Source organism: Citrobacter sp. wls716, from assembly GCF_005280975.1.
GTDB lineage: Bacteria > Pseudomonadota > Gammaproteobacteria > Enterobacterales > Enterobacteriaceae > Citrobacter > Citrobacter youngae.
On the sequence record NZ_SZWX01000017.1, the window covers coordinates 152,882 to 170,247 of the forward strand.

The window sequence follows — 17,366 nt, forward strand, 5'->3', positions numbered from 1 at the left end:
CTCAAGTGCGCCCAAAGGAGAAATAAACACAAATTCAGTTAAGTGCAAATAACTTTGATAGCCAGGCCTCCACGTGAAGTTTCACGGTATTTGTCGTTCATGTCTTTGCCCGTCTCATACATGGTCTCGATCACTTTATCGAGCGAAACGCGTGGTTCTGACGTCCTACGTAGCGCCATGCGCGCGGCGTTGACGGCTTTCACTGCGTTGATCGCATTACGTTCAATACACGGAATCTGCACCTGCCCGGCCACCGGATCGCAGGTAAGGCCCAGGTTATGCTCCATAGCGATTTCCGCCGCAATACACACCTGAGACGGGCTACCGCCAAGCAACTCTGTCAACCCGGCAGCCGCCATTGAACAGGCTACGCCAATTTCCCCCTGGCAGCCGACTTCGGCACCCGAAATCGAGGCATTCATCTTATACAGCGCACCTATCGCCCCCGCGGCCAGCAAATAACGGGCGATGGAGTTGGCATTCACCGGACGGCGGAACTTGTCGTAATAGGCCAGGACGGCGGGAATAATCCCGCATGCACCGTTGGTCGGTGCAGTCACCACCCGACACCCGGCGGCGTTTTCTTCGCTCACGGCCAGCGCGAACATGTTGATCCAGTCAATGACGTTCATCGGGTCGCTGGACAGGTTGTCGCTGGAAACCAGCAGCCGACGCAGTGCCACGGCGCGACGCGGTACATTAAGCGGGCCCGGAAGCACACCTTCGGTATTCATGCCGCGCTCAATCCCGGCATGCATGACGTCCCAAATGGCAGCAAAGCCAGCATCGATTTCTTCTTTGCTGCGCATCGCCAGTTCGTTTTGCATCATCAGGCCGGAAACAGACAGCCCGTTGCGCTCACACAGTTTCAGCAGTTCGCTGGCGGAATGAAAATTGTAGGGCACGTGTGCTTCAACATCATGCGCCTGACCAAATTGCTCCTCTTCAACGATAAAACCACCGCCGACGGAGTAATAGGTTTTGCTTAACAGCGTCTCGCTGCCGTTCCACGCGGTGATACGCATACCATTTTCATGGCGCGGCAGCGTTTCGGCGTGAAAGAGAATATTTTCGTCTGGGGAGAAATCGACAATATGCGTGCCCTCTGCCACCGGTAAACGTCCGGTACGGGCTACTTCCTGAGTAAAACCAGCGATTGAATCTATATTAACGTTTTGCGGACTGTTACCGGCCAGCCCCATCATGATGGCGACATCTGTCGCATGACCTTTTCCGGTCAGGGAAAGCGATCCATAAAGATCGACCACAATATGTGTGGCCCTGGGAAGTTCCCCGCTGCTGACCAACAGATCAATAAAGCTTTTACCTGCATTCATTGGCCCCACGGTATGGGAGCTGGAAGGTCCAATGCCAATCTTGAAAATATCGAATGCGCTAATCATATCCACACCCTCGGATTGCCGTTCAGTGAAGACCAGGTTTCACACTCATTAAGGATCGGGGCGATCCTGAGATCGCCCCGCAAGGGATTACAGCATGTCGCCACGTACGGCGATGGCTTCAATCTCCAGCTTCACATCCTTTGGTAAGCGGGCGACCTGCACGCAGCTGCGCGTAGGGTAGATTGCCTTATGCTCATCAAAGAACTGCTGGTACACCTGATTGATGGTGGCGAAGTCGTTCAGGTCGGAAACGAAAACGGTGGTCTTCACGATATCGCTCACTTTCAAACCTGCAGACTCGACAATCGCTTTCACGTTCTCCAGGCTTTGACGCGCCTGATCGGCTACGTTTTCCGCCACTTCACCGGTCTGTGGACACACCGGGATTTGACCTGACGTCAATACCATGCTGCCCAGATCCACACCCTGTACGTAAGGCCCAATCGCCCCTGGCGCACATTCGGTTGCAATAACTTTTCTCATAGTCCCTCCGGCGTCAGAGCGCCTGGGTGAAAGTACGTGAAATAACATCCTGCTGCTGTTCGCGGGTCAGCGCGTTGAAGCGCACCGCATAGCCAGACACGCGGATCGTCAGGTTCGGATAGTTTTCCGGGTGCTCAATGGCATCCATCAACATTTCACGGTTCATGACGTTAACGTTCAGATGCTGCCCGCCTTCCACATGTGCTTCATGATGGAAGTAACCGTCCAGCAGACCGACCAGGTTGGTTTTACGTACGCTGTCCTCTTTGCCCAGCGCTGCCGGCACAATGGAGAAGGTGTACGAGATACCGTCTTTGGCATAGGTAAACGGCAGTTTGGCGACCGAGGTTAACGACGCCACCGCACCTTTACGATCGCGGCCATGCATCGGGTTCGCCCCTGGCGCAAACGGCGTACCTGCGCGACGTCCGTCCGGCGTGTTACCGGTTTTCTGTCCGTACACTACGTTGGAAGTGATGGTCAGGATGGACTGCGTCGGCACCGCGTTACGGTAAGTTGGCAACACCTTAATTTTCTTCATAAAGCGTTCGACCAGGTCGCAGGCAATACTGTCCACGCGCTCGTCGTTGTTGCCGTATTGCGGATAGTCGCCTTCGATTTCGAAATCAATTGCCAGGCCGTTTTCATCGCGAATCGGTTTCACGCGGGCGTACTTAATAGCCGACAGAGAATCCGCCGCTACGGACAGACCCGCCATGCCGCAGGCCATCGTGCGATAGACATCACGATCGTGCAGCGCCATCAGCGAGGCTTCGTAGCTGTACTTGTCGTGCATGTAGTGGATGATGTTCAGCGCGCTGATGTACTGCACGGCCAGCCAGTCCATAAAGTGGTCCAGGCTCTCCATCACCGTGTCGTAGTCCAGCACGTCATCCATCAGCGGTGCTGTTTTCGGCCCGACCTGGATTTTCAGCTTCTCATCCACGCCGCCGTTGATTGCATACAGCAACGTTTTGGCGAGGTTGGCACGTGCGCCGAAGAACTGCATTTGTTTGCCGATAACCATCGGGCTGACGCAGCAGGCAATGGCATAGTCATCGCTGTCAAAGTCGGCACGCATCAAATCGTCGTTTTCGTACTGTAAAGACGAGGTGATGATCGACACCTGGGCGGCATATTTTTTGAAGGCAATCGGTAGCTGTTCAGACCACAGCACCGTCAGGTTCGGCTCAGGTGCCGGGCCCATAGTGTGCAGCGTATGCAGGTAGCGGAACGAGTTTTTCGTCACCAGCGTGCGGCCATCCAGCCCCATACCGCCGATAACTTCGGTCGCCCAGATAGGGTCGCCTGAGAACAGGGTGTCGAATTCCGGCGTACGCAGGAAGCGTACCATACGGATCTTCATAATGAAGTGGTCGATCAGCTCCTGCGCCTGCTGCTCGTCTAAAATTCCCGCTTTGAAATCGCGCTCAATGTAGATGTCGAGGAACGATGCGGTGCGACCCAGCGACATCGCGCCGCCGTTCTGCGATTTCACCGCAGCCAGATAAGCAAAGTACACCCACTGCACCGCTTCCTGCGCATTACGCGCCGGGCGGGAGATATCGCAGCCATACTTCGCCGCCATTTCCTGCATTTGCAGCAGGGCGCGGCGATGTTCAGACAGCTCTTCACGCAGGCGAATCGTGGCTTCAAGATTCTGCCCCCACTCCAGGTTCGACTGGAGGTCGGCAAACTGCAGTTCACGCTCGCGCACCAGGTAGCGGATACCGTACAGCGCGACGCGGCGATAGTCACCGATGATACGGCCACGACCATAGCCGTCCGGCAGACCGGTCAGCACGCCGGATTTACGGCAGCGCAGCATATCCGGAGAGTAGGCGTCGAATACACCCTGGTTATGGGTTTTACGCAGTTCAGTAAACTGGTACTCAAAATCAGCATCCATTTCACGGCCATAAGCATCAAAAGAGCTTTTGATCATGTTGATGCCGCCAAACGGATGCAGAGCACGCTTGAGTGGCTTATCCGTTTGCAGACCGACGATTTTTTCCAGTTCCTGTTCAATATAACCCGCATCGTGTGCGGTAATTGTCGTCGCAATATTGGTATCAAAATCAACCGGCGCATGCGTCGAGTTTTCAATACGGATGCCCGCCATGACTTTTTCCCACAATGCTGTGGTCGCAGGCGTGGCTTCGGCGAGGAAAGATTCATCCCCTTCATAAGGTGTATAGTTGTGCTGAATAAAATCACGGACATTAATTTCTTCTTTCCAGTCCGTACCTTTAAAGCCATTCCAGGCTTCGGCATACAGCATATCGCTGGTATCGATATTTACCTTCATGAAAAATAATCTCTCTGCTGAAAATTAATTATGCAAATTCTACTGGTGTATTAATTTTGCCTAACGCAATGGCATCACGCGCAATCATTTTCTCTTCGTTTGTGGGAATTACCGCACAAACAACACGAGCATCTTTATTGGAGATAATTCTTTCGCCATGGGAATTTGGCAGACTATTCATTTCACTGTCGATATTCACGCCTAAAACAGCAAGGTGCTCAATCACCAGGCGGCGAATTAATACCGAGTTTTCACCTATACCACCGGTGAAAATAATCCCATCAAGACGATGCAGCGATGCGGCATGCCCGGCGATATGACGCGCGATACGATGCACAAACGTTTTAATCGCCAGTTGCGCACGCTCATGTCCCTCGTGCCAGGCTTTTTCCAGCGTACGTAAGTCGGACGACAAACCGGAAATACCCAGCAGGCCAGATTCCTTATTCACTACGCGTTCAAGGTCGCTTAGCGTCTGGTTGGTTTCACTGGCGATCCACGCCATCGCACCGAAATCCACATCACCGCTGCGTGTCCCCATCATCAGGCCTTCCAGAGGCGTCATCCCCATCGAGGTATCCACGCTCTGTCCATTACGCACCGCACAGATAGACGCCCCATTCCCGAGGTGAGCCACAACCAGGCCAGAATCATCATGCGGTAGCTCAAGCAGCTCATGCGCACGTTGAGAAACATAGCGATGCGACGTGCCGTGGAAGCCGTAACGACGAACACCCAGCTCCTCAAAATATTTCCACGGTAAACCGTACATATACGCTTCAGGCGCCATTGTCTGGTGGAAGCTGGTATCAAATACCGCAACCTGCTGCCGGCCAGGGAAAAGATGCTGAGCAGATTCGATTCCGCTTAAGTTCGCATAATTATGTAACGGTGCTAAAGGAGAGACCCGGCGGATATTTTCGATAACTTCATCAGTAATAATGGCTGATTCGGTAAAGATATTTCCGCCGTGGGCAATGCGGTGGCCAATTAAGGCCACGCTGTCCATTAAATTACGTTTCTCCAGTTCAACGGCAATGGCTTTTAATGCGTCTTCGTAGCTGTGGTGAGCCAGCTTAGCTGGCTCTCCTCCATTAATTGCTATGAACGCATTTTCAGAGTTAATACCGTCTGCAATTCCCGCCAGTAAAACTTCACAGTTTGCTGCATCCAGCACTGAGAATTTAATGGAAGATGAACCACAGTTAATAACCAGTACTACCGGAAACTCATTCATTTCACTACTCCGCTCATCCTGAGCTTATGGATTAAAACAGTTTGTAGACAATGTTCAGGATGGTCAGCAGACCAATCGCGGTAACAAACACGTTATCCAGACGGCCACGGTATTTCGCCAGTGACGGCGCTTTACGGATGGCATACATCGGCAGCAGGCAGAGCAGTGAGGCGATAATCGGCGCACCCATTGCTTCAATCAGGTCCAGGATGTTCGGGTTGGCGTAAGCCACAACCCAGGTGGAGCCCATGATGAAGATCATGCTGATGGTGTTCAGTTTGCCGACGGAAACTTTCGTTTTATCGCCTTTGTAACCAAACTTCAGCACCAGACCGTTCAGACCTTCCAGCGTACCCAGATAGTGGCCGAAGAAAGATTTGAAGATAGCGACCAGGGCGATGATAGAAGCACCGTACTCCAGAACGGTCGCGAAGGTGGACTTCGTACCGGACAGTGACGCGAAGTGGTTCGCCAGGTAAGACAGTACTGGAATGTTCTGTGCTTTCGCATCCGCCATATTTGCCGGAGACAGCGTAAACAGGCAGCTAAAGGCGAAGAACATAACCACGGCAACCATCAGCATACTGGCGCGGGAGATGATTTTGGAACATTTCTGCTCGGTAAATTCGCGACCGAAATCTTTCTCATACTCTTCGCGTTTAGAGACCACGAAGGAAGAAACGATTGGCGAGAAGTTGAAAGAGAACACCATGATGGAAATACCCAGCCATACGGTAACCAGGATGCCGTCATGGCCAGTCAGTGCGATATTGCTGAGATCAACCTGATCGATAACCGCAGAGTTCCAGTAAGGAATCAGTGACAGAGAGATTAGCACCAGGCTGGCGATAAACGGCCATACCAGGTAGCTCATCACTTTAACCATCAGATCTTTACCGAACCAGATGACGAATGCCATCAACAGCAGCAGGAACAGTGCCACGAAGCCACGGTTTAACGCGGGCATCTGCAGCTGGTTTTCCCAGAAGGTCATAAAGGTGTTGGTAATGGTGACGCCATAAATCCACAGCAGCGGACAAATCGCAAAGAAGTAGAGGAACGTGATAACCACGCCGCCCGTTTTACCAAAGTGCTCTTCAACCGTTTCTGTGATGTTACCGGAAGGATTAGAACCGGAAAGACACAGGCGTGCCAGCGCACGGTGGCAATAGAAGGCGATGGGGTATGCTAACACCAGCATGATCAGAATGGGGATCAGTCCGCCAAAACCTGCGCGGATAGGGAAGAACAGCACCCCTGCGCCGATGGCTGTACCAAATAAACCCAGTGTCCAGGTGGTGTCCGATTTGCGCCAGGACGACTGTTTTGTCTGGCTGGATACAATGCTATCAGTAGTACTCATATCCTATCCTCAACGAAGTATATTAAGCGTCAACTAAACCAGTAATTTGAGATACACGAGAAAGGTCGATATTACCGCCAGAAATAATGCTGACTGTTTTTCTGTTCTGGATATAGCTATCTAATTTCCCGCTTAATAATGCTGCGCATGCCAGCGCACCGGCACCTTCAGTCACAACTTTATTTCGCTGAATTAATGCCACCATGCTGTTGCGAATTTCATCTTCGCTGACCAGGACAATGTCATCCACCAACTCACGAACAATTTCATACGTTAAAGTACCCGGGCGAGAGACGTCACAACCATCCGCCAGGGTGCCGGTCGTTCGGTGCGTGGTTATTTCTCCAGCGTGGAAAGATGCCGCCATGCCGTGAACGTTTTCAGACTGCACACCAATAATTCTAATTGTTGGGTTGATAGATTTAATTGCTACGGCAATACCCGCAATCAGTCCGCCACCGCCAATTGGTACAATCACGTTATCGACATCGTACAGATCTTCTAAAATTTCCAGGCCAATCGTTCCCTGGCCCGCAATAACTTTCGGGTCATCGTATGGCGGAATAAAGATACGGCCTTCCGTTTCCACAATCTCGCTGACCTTCGCGATGGTGTCGTTGAAGTTGTCGCCGTGCAGCACAACTTCTGCGGAATAATCGCAGGTTGCCGCCACTTTAGACTTCGGCGCGCCTTTTGGCATCACCACTTTGCCGTCGATACCGAGCATAGCGCAGGAGAGAGAAACGCCCTGTGCATGGTTACCCGCAGAACACGCCACCACGCCCTTCATTCTTTCTGCTTCAGTTAAGGAACTGAGCTTGTTAAAAGCGCCACGGATTTTAAATGAACCGGTACGCTGCATGTTTTCAAACTTGAGGAAAATTTCCCCTTTGCAACGTTCACTAAAATAGTTAGAGCGAGGCATTCCCGTTTTATAAATTTTCCCCGCCAGTCTTTTTTTCGCTTCGAGGATATCTTCAATTGCAACTGGGAGATCGTATGTAATGTGCATTAGAACCTCTTACCTGGGTATTAAAGTAAATAGATAGCCGTGACCAACGTCTGATATAGACCGATGGCGTTAATTTCTCATTAAAACAAGTTCAATCTTTAATCAATTTCAATTAATTGCTTTCGCCTACAAGAATTATATGATGAATATTCTTTGGCTAATTCAACCAAAATAGATGCTGCTTTTTTTATTCGATAATTTTTAGACCAAACGGCGGCATAACGTGCAACCGGTAAGGCTTCTTCTACCGGGATAGTAATAAACTGGTCTGAACCAAATGGGGCGGTCATATCACAGGGAATTACTGTTAAGAAATCAGCATTGAGAACAAGATTATAAATCGTGACAACGGAGTCTGTTTTAACGATGTTTTCACTGCTGATGCCATTATTTTGTAACGTGGTGAGAAGTTCGCTGTAGTAACCCATATTCGTTTGTGGCAACACCCACTGTTCGTTTTTCAACGCGCTCAGCGAGGTGATGCCGGTGCATGTTCGGGACTTACTGGCCACCAGAATAAACTCTGACTCAAAAAGCGGCTCAACATGGAGGTCCTGCAGTTTCATCTCATCGCTCAGCGTACCAATGGCGAAATCCAGACGCCCATCGCGTACCGCAGGTAAGAAAGAGGAGAGCTGAGCCTCATACATGGAAACCTGCGCTTTCGGGAACACCTCTTTAAATTTTTTTATCATGCCGGACATGATGGTAAAGGCGATCAGTGAAGGGAAGCCAAACGACACATCAACGACCGCGTTGCTGGTCATGCTGTTCATCTCATCAACCATGTTTTTCATTTCGCGGGTAATGGATTCAGACCATGAAAGCATCACCTGACCTGCCTGGGTCAGTGTCACACCGGTATTTTTACGTACGACTAACTCAATGCCAAAATAAGCCTCAACATCGTTAATGATTTTGCTGACAGCGGGTTGAGTTAAACCTAATTCTTTTGCAGCCGAGCCGATAGAACCACTTCTAATGACTTCCTGAAAGACCACTAAATGCTGTGTTTTAGGGAGAGTAATAGTATTCATATCGACCTGCGTTAATTACTTTGTTGACGGCAGGAAGTGTACCAAATTAAGCAATCGAGGATATGTGCGACCACTCACAAATCCCCTTCACTTACATTTTGTAAGATTATTATTAAACAATAAAACTCTTTATAATCAACAAATTATAAAAACACGATCTCACTTTAACCTGACTTTAATCAAAAAAAGATGGGGGGATAACGGAATTTTATGGCAATAACACACCTGTTTTTCCCGCTATTTCCAAAAATCGTGAAAGGCTATATTTCAATCAATTACAGAGCAATTATCCGGCAAAATGATGCTTAAATTTAATAAGCAACTTATCAAATTTAATTATATTTTAATTGTAACCATGAATAAATAACGCCATGCATCACATTTTTTCGCCTTATTTGTTTGTAAAGAAACATTGCATTTATTAATATTTAAACCAAATCATACATAAAATTATCATATGCAACATTATATTAACACTGGTTTTGTACGATTTATCAGCGAGTAATTTTGTGATGGCGATCGATTGCGTTCATTTATTCTCGAGAAAAACGTATCGCACAGCGTTTTGTGTTGGTTGTCACAAAACGGGAAATATCCACCAGTACCTTTTACCAGATAAAGAACGTTATCCCCTTCAATAAAGGGAATGCCACTTCTCATTGCGAGCCACCGGGTTACATCATTAACGCCATACTTAAATGCGCTGTCACTTCATGAAGGGGGATTTGCACCCAGCAATGGTTTTCTTCATCACAAAAAGTGACCTCATTGTCGCTGCCGTCTATAAGCAAAATAAAACGTGCTCCCTGGCGTTGCGCGTTCTTCTGCCGGGTCGATAAGCGTAGCGTGGAGCAGTCATTGACAATGCTCAAATGCGGGAAATTACGCCTGAGCCGGCGGCCAAGTAGTATTGCCTGATCCCGTGCCCGTTCCTGGCTGGGTATGATGACAACATCGACATGCTTAGCATAATCGCTGCTTTTTTTCGTAGCGGTAAGCAACTGCATAATCGGTTCCAGCATGAAAGCGAAGCCGCATGCAGAGACAGGATGCCCAATTAGCCGACTGGCGCTATTGTCGTAACGCCCGCCCCGACACAGTAATTTATTGTGATGCAACGAATCCGCATACCATTCAAAAAGCTGGTCGTTATAGTCATTTACGGGGAAGAGATTTTTATCGTGGGTAAAAGGGATATTCAGTGCAGTCAGTGAGTCGCAAAGGTGCGTAAAACGCTGACGGGATTGTAATGACAGGCATGCTTCAAGTTGCGGCGCCTTTTCTGCCAGGCGCAGCATCAAATTATCTTTATCACTCAGTAAGCGCTCAGGATGTTGCTCCAGGCAAGCTAACTGCCTGGCATTAAGCAGTGATGCCAGCGGCTGATAGTATTGCTGCAAGTGACGGCGAAATTGAGTGAACTCTTCGACATTGCCTAATGTATTGATTTTGAGTTCGACAAACGGCAACAGTTGTAGCGATTTGAAAAAATCGTACTGTAAGGAAATGAGTTCAATCTCAATGCCAATATCTGGATAGCCAAACGCTTCCACGCCCAATTGATGAAATTGGCTGATGTTCTGCTGGTTCTGACGGCGGAACATTGCCCCCAGATACCATAATCGTGTGCCAATTTGTAAATTCTGATATTGCGATAAAAGCCGTAGACAGCCCATCGTTCCATCACCGCGAAATAACGCCTGATGATTAAGCATTAGCTCATCACTTTCACCGGAAAAAGACCTCGTAGCGTTTTCTTCCAGCCTTTCAAGAAGCGGCATGCGGATCTCCTTGTAGCAATACTGCTGCAATAAATACTCCGCTTTTTTTTCCAGCCACTCCCAGTCCGCGGCGGGGTTCTGGTAATGCTTACGTGGACGACCACTTTTTCGTGGCCGCAGATTCCGCTGATATTTTTCTTCCAGCGACTGAGAGTAAGGTGTCGTTGCCAGTAGGCAGTTTTGCGCCAGTGATGACTCAATACGCGTAATGACTGCCGGAACAATCATCCCCAGGCAAAAGCGCTGGTAGGCACCGGAACGCTGCGCCGCATTTTCTCCGAGGCGCAGGTACTCTTCGTGGGGAGTGATCCGCACTTCGGGGGAATCAGCAAAACTATGATGCGGAGTTTCATCCACGCAATGGCATTCAACGTATTTTTTTGTCAGTAAGAAATAGGCGTTGGGTTCGACGGGGCAGCAATTGTATCGACTATCCCAAAGCGTGCCATGGCGTTGGTGACGGTGGTTGAAGTAGTGGGTGTAACCTTTGGCGATATATTGCATAAAACGCCCGAGGCATTCTTTATCAGGAGCGGACAGAAATAAAAATATTTTCTTTGATGAAAGTGAATACGCATGTAATCTTACCGCATAGATACTCATTGCAGTGTCGACGCATTGATAAAAATACTGGTAATCTTCTTCACCTTTAAAAATAGTTTCATCATTATGCCCGCACAATTGCACGAGGTGAGGAATTCCATCGATAAATAATCGGTTTTTTCGTGGCATAGGAATAATGTTTAAATAATATTTAAGTTGGCTAAATAGTGTTTTTTATTAGTGCATAAGCCACGTCTGTTAATATATTAGGATTTCTAGAGAATCTTACAGGAGCTACCAAAAGACAACAAGATGCCCTTTTGATAGCCCAGTTCACTTATTTCTGGTTAAGCTCATCAAGTCGTAATGCAATATCTTGAATCGCTAGTAGATTTTGCTGGTTATTTTGTAAATCCCAAAGACGAATTTGTTGATCAGCATTAATGGTCAGAATAAAACGACAACCGCTCTTAAGGGCATTTTGATGCTGTCGTTTAAGTTTGGTACCGCTACAATCAGTGAGGACACGCAAACCAGGCAAGTCTCGACGAAGCGCGCAAGCCAGCACTTGCACCTGTATGCCCCCATCCTCCAGCTCGCTGGTAATCACAACGTCAGGATGGAATTGCCACTGAGGATTCAGACCGTCATAAACAGTCTGCAGCAGAAGCAACAATCGTTCGATACCTATGGCAAACCCACAGGCGGGCAATTTCTTACCATTAAATAACTCAGCCAGACCATCATAACGACCACCACCGCAGACTGTCCCCTGAGAACCTAAATCATCGGTAATCCATTCAAAAACAGTGCGTGAATAGTAATCCAACCCGCGCACCAAGCGTGGGTTAATGTGATAGGTTATATCGGCATTGTCGAGCAGAGTCCGCAACGTATTGAAATGCCGCTGTGAATCATCCTCCAGAAAATCCAGTAAACGAGGTGCGTTCTCTATCATTTCTTGCATTTCAGGGTTTTTACTATCGAGGATACGCAGAGGGTTTACGTCCAGACGCTTGATGCTGTCTTCGTCCAACAAGTCTCTATGTTGAGTAAACCAACTCACCAGTTCCCTGCGATGTGCCTGGCGTTCTTCCGGCGTCCCTAATGAGTTAATTTCCAGCCGGACGTTCTGTGATATGCCTAAATCTTCAAATAGATCGCGCACCATAAAGATCAGTTCAGCATCAACATCGGCACCGGACATTCCGAAGGCTTCGACGCCAAACTGCGTGAACTGGCGTAACCGCCCTTTTTGCGGTCGCTCGTAACGAAACATCGGTCCCTGATACCACAAACGCTGTGACTTGTTGTAACACATGTTATTTTCCAGGACCGCACGCATACATCCGCTGGTCCCTTCCGGACGCAAGGTAATATGCTCACCGCTTTTATCGGTAAAATCGTACATTTCTTTTGAGACGATATCGGTCGCTTCACCCACCGCACGTTCAAAGAGCGCAACGGGCTCCAGGAGCGGCAGACGCATTTCCTGGTATCCATAACGAAACGCCATTTGATGAAATTTACGCTCCAGCCACTGCCACATTGGTGTTTCGTCAGGCAGCACATCGCGCATACCTCGTATAGCCTGAATTTTGCTCATGACAACTCCTTGCTTAATAAAGAAAAAGATTGTTCAGTCAAATTGTGCTGCGGGACACCCTTGTTCAGACGATGGCGCCGGGCAACATAAAGAAGGTAAAGAGGGATGGTGATCATCTGTAAAATAATGCCCCATACCACGGTAGAGGCACTCTCTGTCATTAGCGCCAGTGCAATAAAGCTCAACGCAACCAGGCTGAGGCAGCAATAACTCCAGAAACTGGCATCACCTCCCCGGCGATGAACAACTATCATGACCGGCAGTGATACTGCAGCAAATGCATAGGGGAGTAAGCTGGCAGAGATGGCCAATGTAATCACGCTCTGGAACTGGTTCTGCAGATTTGGCGACAATGTGAATAGCAGGAGCGCAGTCATCAGCGCTGCAGTAAAAATCAACCCACACCAGGGAACACCATGGCGGTTAGTACGGGCAAAAAAAGCAGGGAGTAAATTATCTTCCGCCGCAGCCCTGGGCACTTCAGTTTGCAGGATTTGCCAACCAGGCATCGCCCCGAGGCAAGCGATAACGACCATGGCTGAAATAATCGCTCCAACCGTACTTCCCCACATTGCTTTTGCGCTGTCGGCAAAAGGAGAGGAGGAGTTCATCAGCACATCATGGGGGAGTAGCCCCATCATGACATTGGTTGAACTGGCATAACATAACCCAGCGAGCCCCAGCCCTAACAAGGTGGCCAGAGGTATTGTGCGGCGTGGGTTTTTCACTTGGCTAAACGAGACAGATGCAGATTCAATGCCCAGAAAACCCCATAATGAGATAGTTGCCGCGTTAATGATTGCCTGATGATCACTGACGCCACTAAGATTCCAGGCTGCCTGATAACGCGCAACGTCAAAATGTCCCCAGCCCATGACGCCGATGCTGAGGATCACCAGCACCATGCAGCTGCCCGTGAACATTTGCATATAGCCAACCCGTTTCGCTCCACGTAATCCCCAAAGAACAGAGCACCAAAGCAGCACAATGCATGCTGTCGTACCATAAAGTGGGTTGTGTAATACCGGGAAGAAGAAAGAGAGATATCCCACGCCGGCTAACAGCAGCGCGCAGTTGCCAATCCACGTTGACAACCAATAGAACAATGTCATTTGTAGGCCGATAAAGGGGCCAAAGCTGGCAGAAATACTGGCTATGATGCCGCCATTGCGCGGAAATAACTCACTCATTTTGCAGAAAATGAGTGCCAGGGCAGCAATCGCTAAAAACGCGAGTCCCCATCCCCAGACAGAGATTGAACCTATTCTCGCAAGCGTGGCAGGCAGCATAAACACACCGCTACCCATCATATTTGATGCTGTCATCATGGTCAGCGCAAGCAGACCCATTTGGTTTGTCTTCGCGCAACATTTATCCATGCCAGTCCTCATTTAATAGATCATAGTGAGATGAACGGGACTCCTCCCGCGCATGTCCAGGGCCAAAGTTTGTCGTTACAACCCATCGGTAAAGCGTTAATCTCGTTGAAGGCTCTGTAAGAACAGAGCCTGATAGACGCAACCGATAATGATTGGTCTCGGCATCGGTTGCGCCGCCCCTGAGGGCAGTGATGATTATCACTGCCCTTTCTTCATGCGGCCTGCTGGTTCAGGTCAGCAATCACATCGTCAATCAGCTCATCAATCTTGCTGGAGTCAAGGTGGTGCGCAGTGGTAATCAGGTGAGCGATGTCACCGGAGGTGGCCAGACAGTGCTTCTTCCAGACGGCTTCTGACGGACAAGGGAAAACCACGGTAATAGAGTTTTTATTGCGCCAGGCATCAATACCAGCAGCCTGTAAGCGATCGACTGCGTACTGCGCCATATTCAGGCTATGTTCAATGCGGCGTTGCCAGTCGCTCCAGGAATGGCTGCGAATAGCTTCCCACATCATTAGCGGTGTATGGCCATTACGAGAACCAGAAATGGTTTTATCGTGTGCAGAGATGTAATCAATTTCGACAGAAATCCGATCAACGTTTTTCCTTTTCGCTACCACGATGCCGCAGGGAATAGGCGAACCAATCATTTTGTGGCCTGAAACGCCAATAGAATCAATACCATCAGCGAAGTTAAAAGGCTGCGGATCGTTCACAAACGGCAAAATCATACCGCTCAACGCAGCATCAGCGTGTAGATAATAATCGTCACGTTTGATACCCAGTTGACCAATCCGTTGTTGGATCTCAGCAATATTATCAATAGCGCCACGAACGGTTGTGCCGATATTTGCAAAAATAATCGGATGTTCTTCGTTATCGCGTTGGATTTTACGAATCAAATCATCATAGTCCATCTCACCATTCGGCTGTGATTCCACCAGACTTGATTTAATACGCAACAACTTAACAATTTTCGCAACGGAATAATGAGTATCTTTCGAGTAATAAAGCGTACCTTCTGGAAACAGTTCACGCCCCAGATAGCAGCCAAACATATTACCTTCAGTTCCCCCATTGGTAACGTAGCCCCAGCTTTCTTCAAATGGGATTTTGAAAATACTGGCGAAATACTCCATTACTTCTTTTTCAAAATCAAACGAGTTCAGCAAATAATTGCAATACTCCCCCCAGTCACCACAATTATTTATGGAGAAACGCATAAACCGTTCCAGTATCGTGTAATCGAAGTCGGCTGACTCCGGATAACCTATATTAAAATACTGATTTTTTACGCAATATGACCAAAAAGCATCGAGCTTATTCTGATCGACAATAGATAATGTCATTTTAAACTCCCGTGGATAAAACCAATACAGTTGGATACGTTTAGATACGTTTATCTAAATAAAGAATATCCTGACCTTTCTTACTACGCCCGGCAGCAACAAATGAGAACAATGGAATGGTTACCATCATCATCAAGATGCCCCAGAATATGGAGTCGCTGCCAGAACCAAGCAAAGCAAAAATGCAGTAAATCATGCCAATAACAACCAACGTGCAGTAAAACATAAACGATCTTCCACGATTGGCTTTCTTTGAAACAAGGATAATTGGAAGCGAAATCAGGGCGTACATATATGGCAGAAGTGAAGCAAATACCGACATTAAGATTACAGCCTGGAATTGTTTCGCCAGATTCGGAGATGCCGTCAGAAGCAAGACAATACTCATTAATACACCGGTAAAAACGAGGCTTTTCATCGGGACATCTTGCTTGTTGGTTTCTTCAAAGAATTTCGGGAAAAGTCCTTGTTGAGCACCTGCGCGCGGGCCTTCTGACTGAAGTATCAACCAACCTGAAATTGAGCCAAAGCAGGCAATGATGCTCAGTGCGGAAGCAATGTTCCCTGCCGTATTACCGAACATATAGCGTGCGGCATCAGCAAAAGGTGCGGCTGAATCTACCAGAACATTATGTGGTACCAACCCCATAATAACGGTGCAGCTACCAACATAGCATACGGAAGCGATTAATAACCCCATAACGGTAGCCCGAGGAACCGTGCGTTCTGGATCTTCGACCTGACCGGTAGAAACGACTGCAGATTCAATACCAAGGAAGCCCCATAGCGCAATCGACGCAGCAGAAATAATTGCCGAGGAATCACTATGTCCCGTTCCATTATAAACTTCAGTATAGAGCGACGGGTTAAACCAGAACCACCCAATAAATCCTACGCCTAATATTACGATTAACCCGCAGGTTGCGGTAAAGGATTGTGCCCGCCCCGCAACTTTGGCACCAAAACTAGCAAGGAAAACAAATGCCCACAGAATAATAATTGCGGCAATACAACCGTAAGTTGGATTTTTAAGCTCCGGGAAAAAGAAACTGAGATAGCCGACACCTGCGACCAATAATGCAACGTTACCTACCCATGCGCTGATCCAATAGCACATTGTTGTCTGAAACCCAATGAATGGGCCGAAGGCATCACTGGCATAAGCAACGATACCGCCGGTACGAGGTGTAATTAAACTGGTTTTAGCGAAAACTAATGCAAGTGCAATAACACCGATGATGGTAAATACCCATCCCCATATTGAGATGGAGCCTATGCCTGCGAGATTAGTTGGCAACATAAATACGCCAGACCCCATCATATTTGATGCAGTCACTAACGTTAGGGCAATGACTCCCATTTTATGAGCAGAGCCTGAGCTTACTGTTCCCATAATGGTTTCCTATTAATTTAAAATTTTGCAATAAGTGGAAATTCGTACTGAATTCGTGGGTCATTGTTATGAATAGAAATGTCCATTATTGTGACAACAATCAAAAATAATAATGAATCAATTTTTTTTGAGCGGTTTTTCCGCTCACTTTTTAACCATTTTATTAGTAATTGACTCTGTCCCCTTTTATTCGACCTGAATAAAGAAAAGGCGACACTAAAATAATCAGAAAAAAATCACGACGATCATTTATTAATAATGTAATTTTTTGTTGATGGTATTGCTTTAATGTTAAAGATCATGAGTAATTTAAAGACACCCTGTTTATCACGCCAAAAACGGGTATTTCTGATATGAATAAAGTAGAAGATGGCAATTCAAAGGAGAGAACATAATTTATGTTACAACGGACAGAATGATGACTTCCTGTGGGCTACGCCACACAAAGCAAAAACCCCGCCGGAGCGGGATT

12 protein-coding genes are annotated in these 17,366 nt (G+C 48.0%); all 12 read right to left on the reverse strand.

Going from position 1 to position 17,366, the window contains the following annotated elements; all coding sequences use genetic code 11:
- Window positions 1-38 precede the first annotated feature (38 nt).
- The 12 genes from tdcG to hdcC all read right to left on the reverse strand — a co-directional run bounded on the left by tdcG (window position 39) and on the right by hdcC (window position 16,894).
- On the reverse strand, window positions 39-1,403 hold the full coding sequence (tdcG, locus tag FDX24_RS02075; protein WP_061068663.1) for an L-serine ammonia-lyase: 1,365 nt from the start codon (window positions 1,401-1,403) through the stop codon (window positions 39-41).
- A gap of 87 nt (window positions 1,404-1,490) precedes the next feature.
- Complete coding sequence (locus FDX24_RS02080; protein ID WP_048213355.1) at window positions 1,491-1,886, reverse strand: enamine/imine deaminase; 396 nt, start codon at window positions 1,884-1,886, stop codon at window positions 1,491-1,493.
- Window positions 1,887-1,899: 13 nt separating this feature from the next.
- Window positions 1,900-4,194, reverse strand: coding sequence for a formate C-acetyltransferase (gene pflB / locus FDX24_RS02085; protein WP_048213356.1), 2,295 nt, complete (start codon window positions 4,192-4,194; stop codon window positions 1,900-1,902).
- Window positions 4,195-4,222: 28 nt separating this feature from the next.
- Window positions 4,223-5,431: a propionate kinase gene (gene tdcD / locus FDX24_RS02090; protein ID WP_137363756.1), complete on the reverse strand. Its 1,209-nt coding sequence runs from the start codon at window positions 5,429-5,431 to the stop codon at window positions 4,223-4,225.
- A 31-nt stretch (window positions 5,432-5,462) separates the two neighbouring features.
- Entirely contained in the window at window positions 5,463-6,794 is a 1,332-nt protein-coding gene (gene tdcC / locus FDX24_RS02095; protein WP_005131699.1) for a threonine/serine transporter TdcC, read from the reverse strand.
- Between the two features lie 22 nt (window positions 6,795-6,816).
- The gene (tdcB, locus tag FDX24_RS02100) at window positions 6,817-7,806 is read right to left on the reverse strand and encodes a bifunctional threonine ammonia-lyase/L-serine ammonia-lyase TdcB (protein ID WP_048213358.1); all 990 of its coding nucleotides are present in this window, start codon (window positions 7,804-7,806) and stop codon (window positions 6,817-6,819) included.
- Window positions 7,807-7,904: 98 nt separating this feature from the next.
- Window positions 7,905-8,843 carry a transcriptional regulator TdcA gene (tdcA, locus tag FDX24_RS02105; protein WP_048213359.1) on the reverse strand — a complete coding sequence of 313 codons (939 nt, stop codon included), beginning with the start codon at window positions 8,841-8,843 and terminating at the stop codon, window positions 7,905-7,907.
- Between the two features lie 674 nt (window positions 8,844-9,517).
- The gene (locus FDX24_RS02110) at window positions 9,518-11,356 is read right to left on the reverse strand and encodes an ATP phosphoribosyltransferase regulatory subunit (RefSeq protein WP_048213360.1); all 1,839 of its coding nucleotides are present in this window, start codon (window positions 11,354-11,356) and stop codon (window positions 9,518-9,520) included.
- Between the two features lie 148 nt (window positions 11,357-11,504).
- Window positions 11,505-12,773: a histidine--tRNA ligase gene (gene hisS / locus FDX24_RS02115; protein WP_048213361.1), complete on the reverse strand. Its 1,269-nt coding sequence runs from the start codon at window positions 12,771-12,773 to the stop codon at window positions 11,505-11,507.
- Complete coding sequence (locus tag FDX24_RS02120) at window positions 12,770-14,152, reverse strand: amino acid permease (RefSeq protein ID WP_233608869.1); 1,383 nt, start codon at window positions 14,150-14,152, stop codon at window positions 12,770-12,772. Before FDX24_RS02120 ends, hisS begins: the two co-directional genes overlap by 4 nt.
- A gap of 212 nt (window positions 14,153-14,364) precedes the next feature.
- Entirely contained in the window at window positions 14,365-15,501 is a 1,137-nt protein-coding gene (locus tag FDX24_RS02125) for a histidine decarboxylase (RefSeq protein WP_048213363.1), read from the reverse strand.
- A 40-nt stretch (window positions 15,502-15,541) separates the two neighbouring features.
- On the reverse strand, window positions 15,542-16,894 hold the full coding sequence (hdcC, locus tag FDX24_RS02130) for a histidine-histamine antiporter (protein ID WP_048213364.1): 1,353 nt from the start codon (window positions 16,892-16,894) through the stop codon (window positions 15,542-15,544).
- Window positions 16,895-17,366: the final 472 nt, after the last annotated feature.

Bases quoted from the DNA above. Each gene is read 5' to 3' on its own strand.
- hisS (WP_048213361.1), bottom strand. From the start codon at position 12,773: ATGAGCAAAATTCAGGCTATACGAGGTATGCGCGATGTGCTGCCTGAC.
- tdcD (WP_137363756.1), bottom strand. From the start codon at position 5,431: ATGAATGAGTTTCCGGTAGTACTGGTTATTAACTGTGGTTCATCTTCC.
- FDX24_RS02125 (WP_048213363.1), bottom strand. From the start codon at position 15,501: ATGACATTATCTATTGTCGATCAGAATAAGCTCGATGCTTTTTGGTCA.
- tdcB (WP_048213358.1), bottom strand. From the start codon at position 7,806: ATGCACATTACATACGATCTCCCAGTTGCAATTGAAGATATCCTCGAA.
- tdcG (WP_061068663.1), bottom strand. From the start codon at position 1,403: ATGATTAGCGCATTCGATATTTTCAAGATTGGCATTGGACCTTCCAGC.
- tdcA (WP_048213359.1), bottom strand. From the start codon at position 8,843: ATGAATACTATTACTCTCCCTAAAACACAGCATTTAGTGGTCTTTCAG.
- FDX24_RS02080 (WP_048213355.1), bottom strand. From the start codon at position 1,886: ATGAGAAAAGTTATTGCAACCGAATGTGCGCCAGGGGCGATTGGGCCT.
- tdcC (WP_005131699.1), bottom strand. From the start codon at position 6,794: ATGAGTACTACTGATAGCATTGTATCCAGCCAGACAAAACAGTCGTCC.
- FDX24_RS02120 (WP_233608869.1), bottom strand. From the start codon at position 14,152: ATGGATAAATGTTGCGCGAAGACAAACCAAATGGGTCTGCTTGCGCTG.
- pflB (WP_048213356.1), bottom strand. From the start codon at position 4,194: ATGAAGGTAAATATCGATACCAGCGATATGCTGTATGCCGAAGCCTGG.
- FDX24_RS02110 (WP_048213360.1), bottom strand. From the start codon at position 11,356: ATGCCACGAAAAAACCGATTATTTATCGATGGAATTCCTCACCTCGTG.
- hdcC (WP_048213364.1), bottom strand. From the start codon at position 16,894: ATGGGAACAGTAAGCTCAGGCTCTGCTCATAAAATGGGAGTCATTGCC.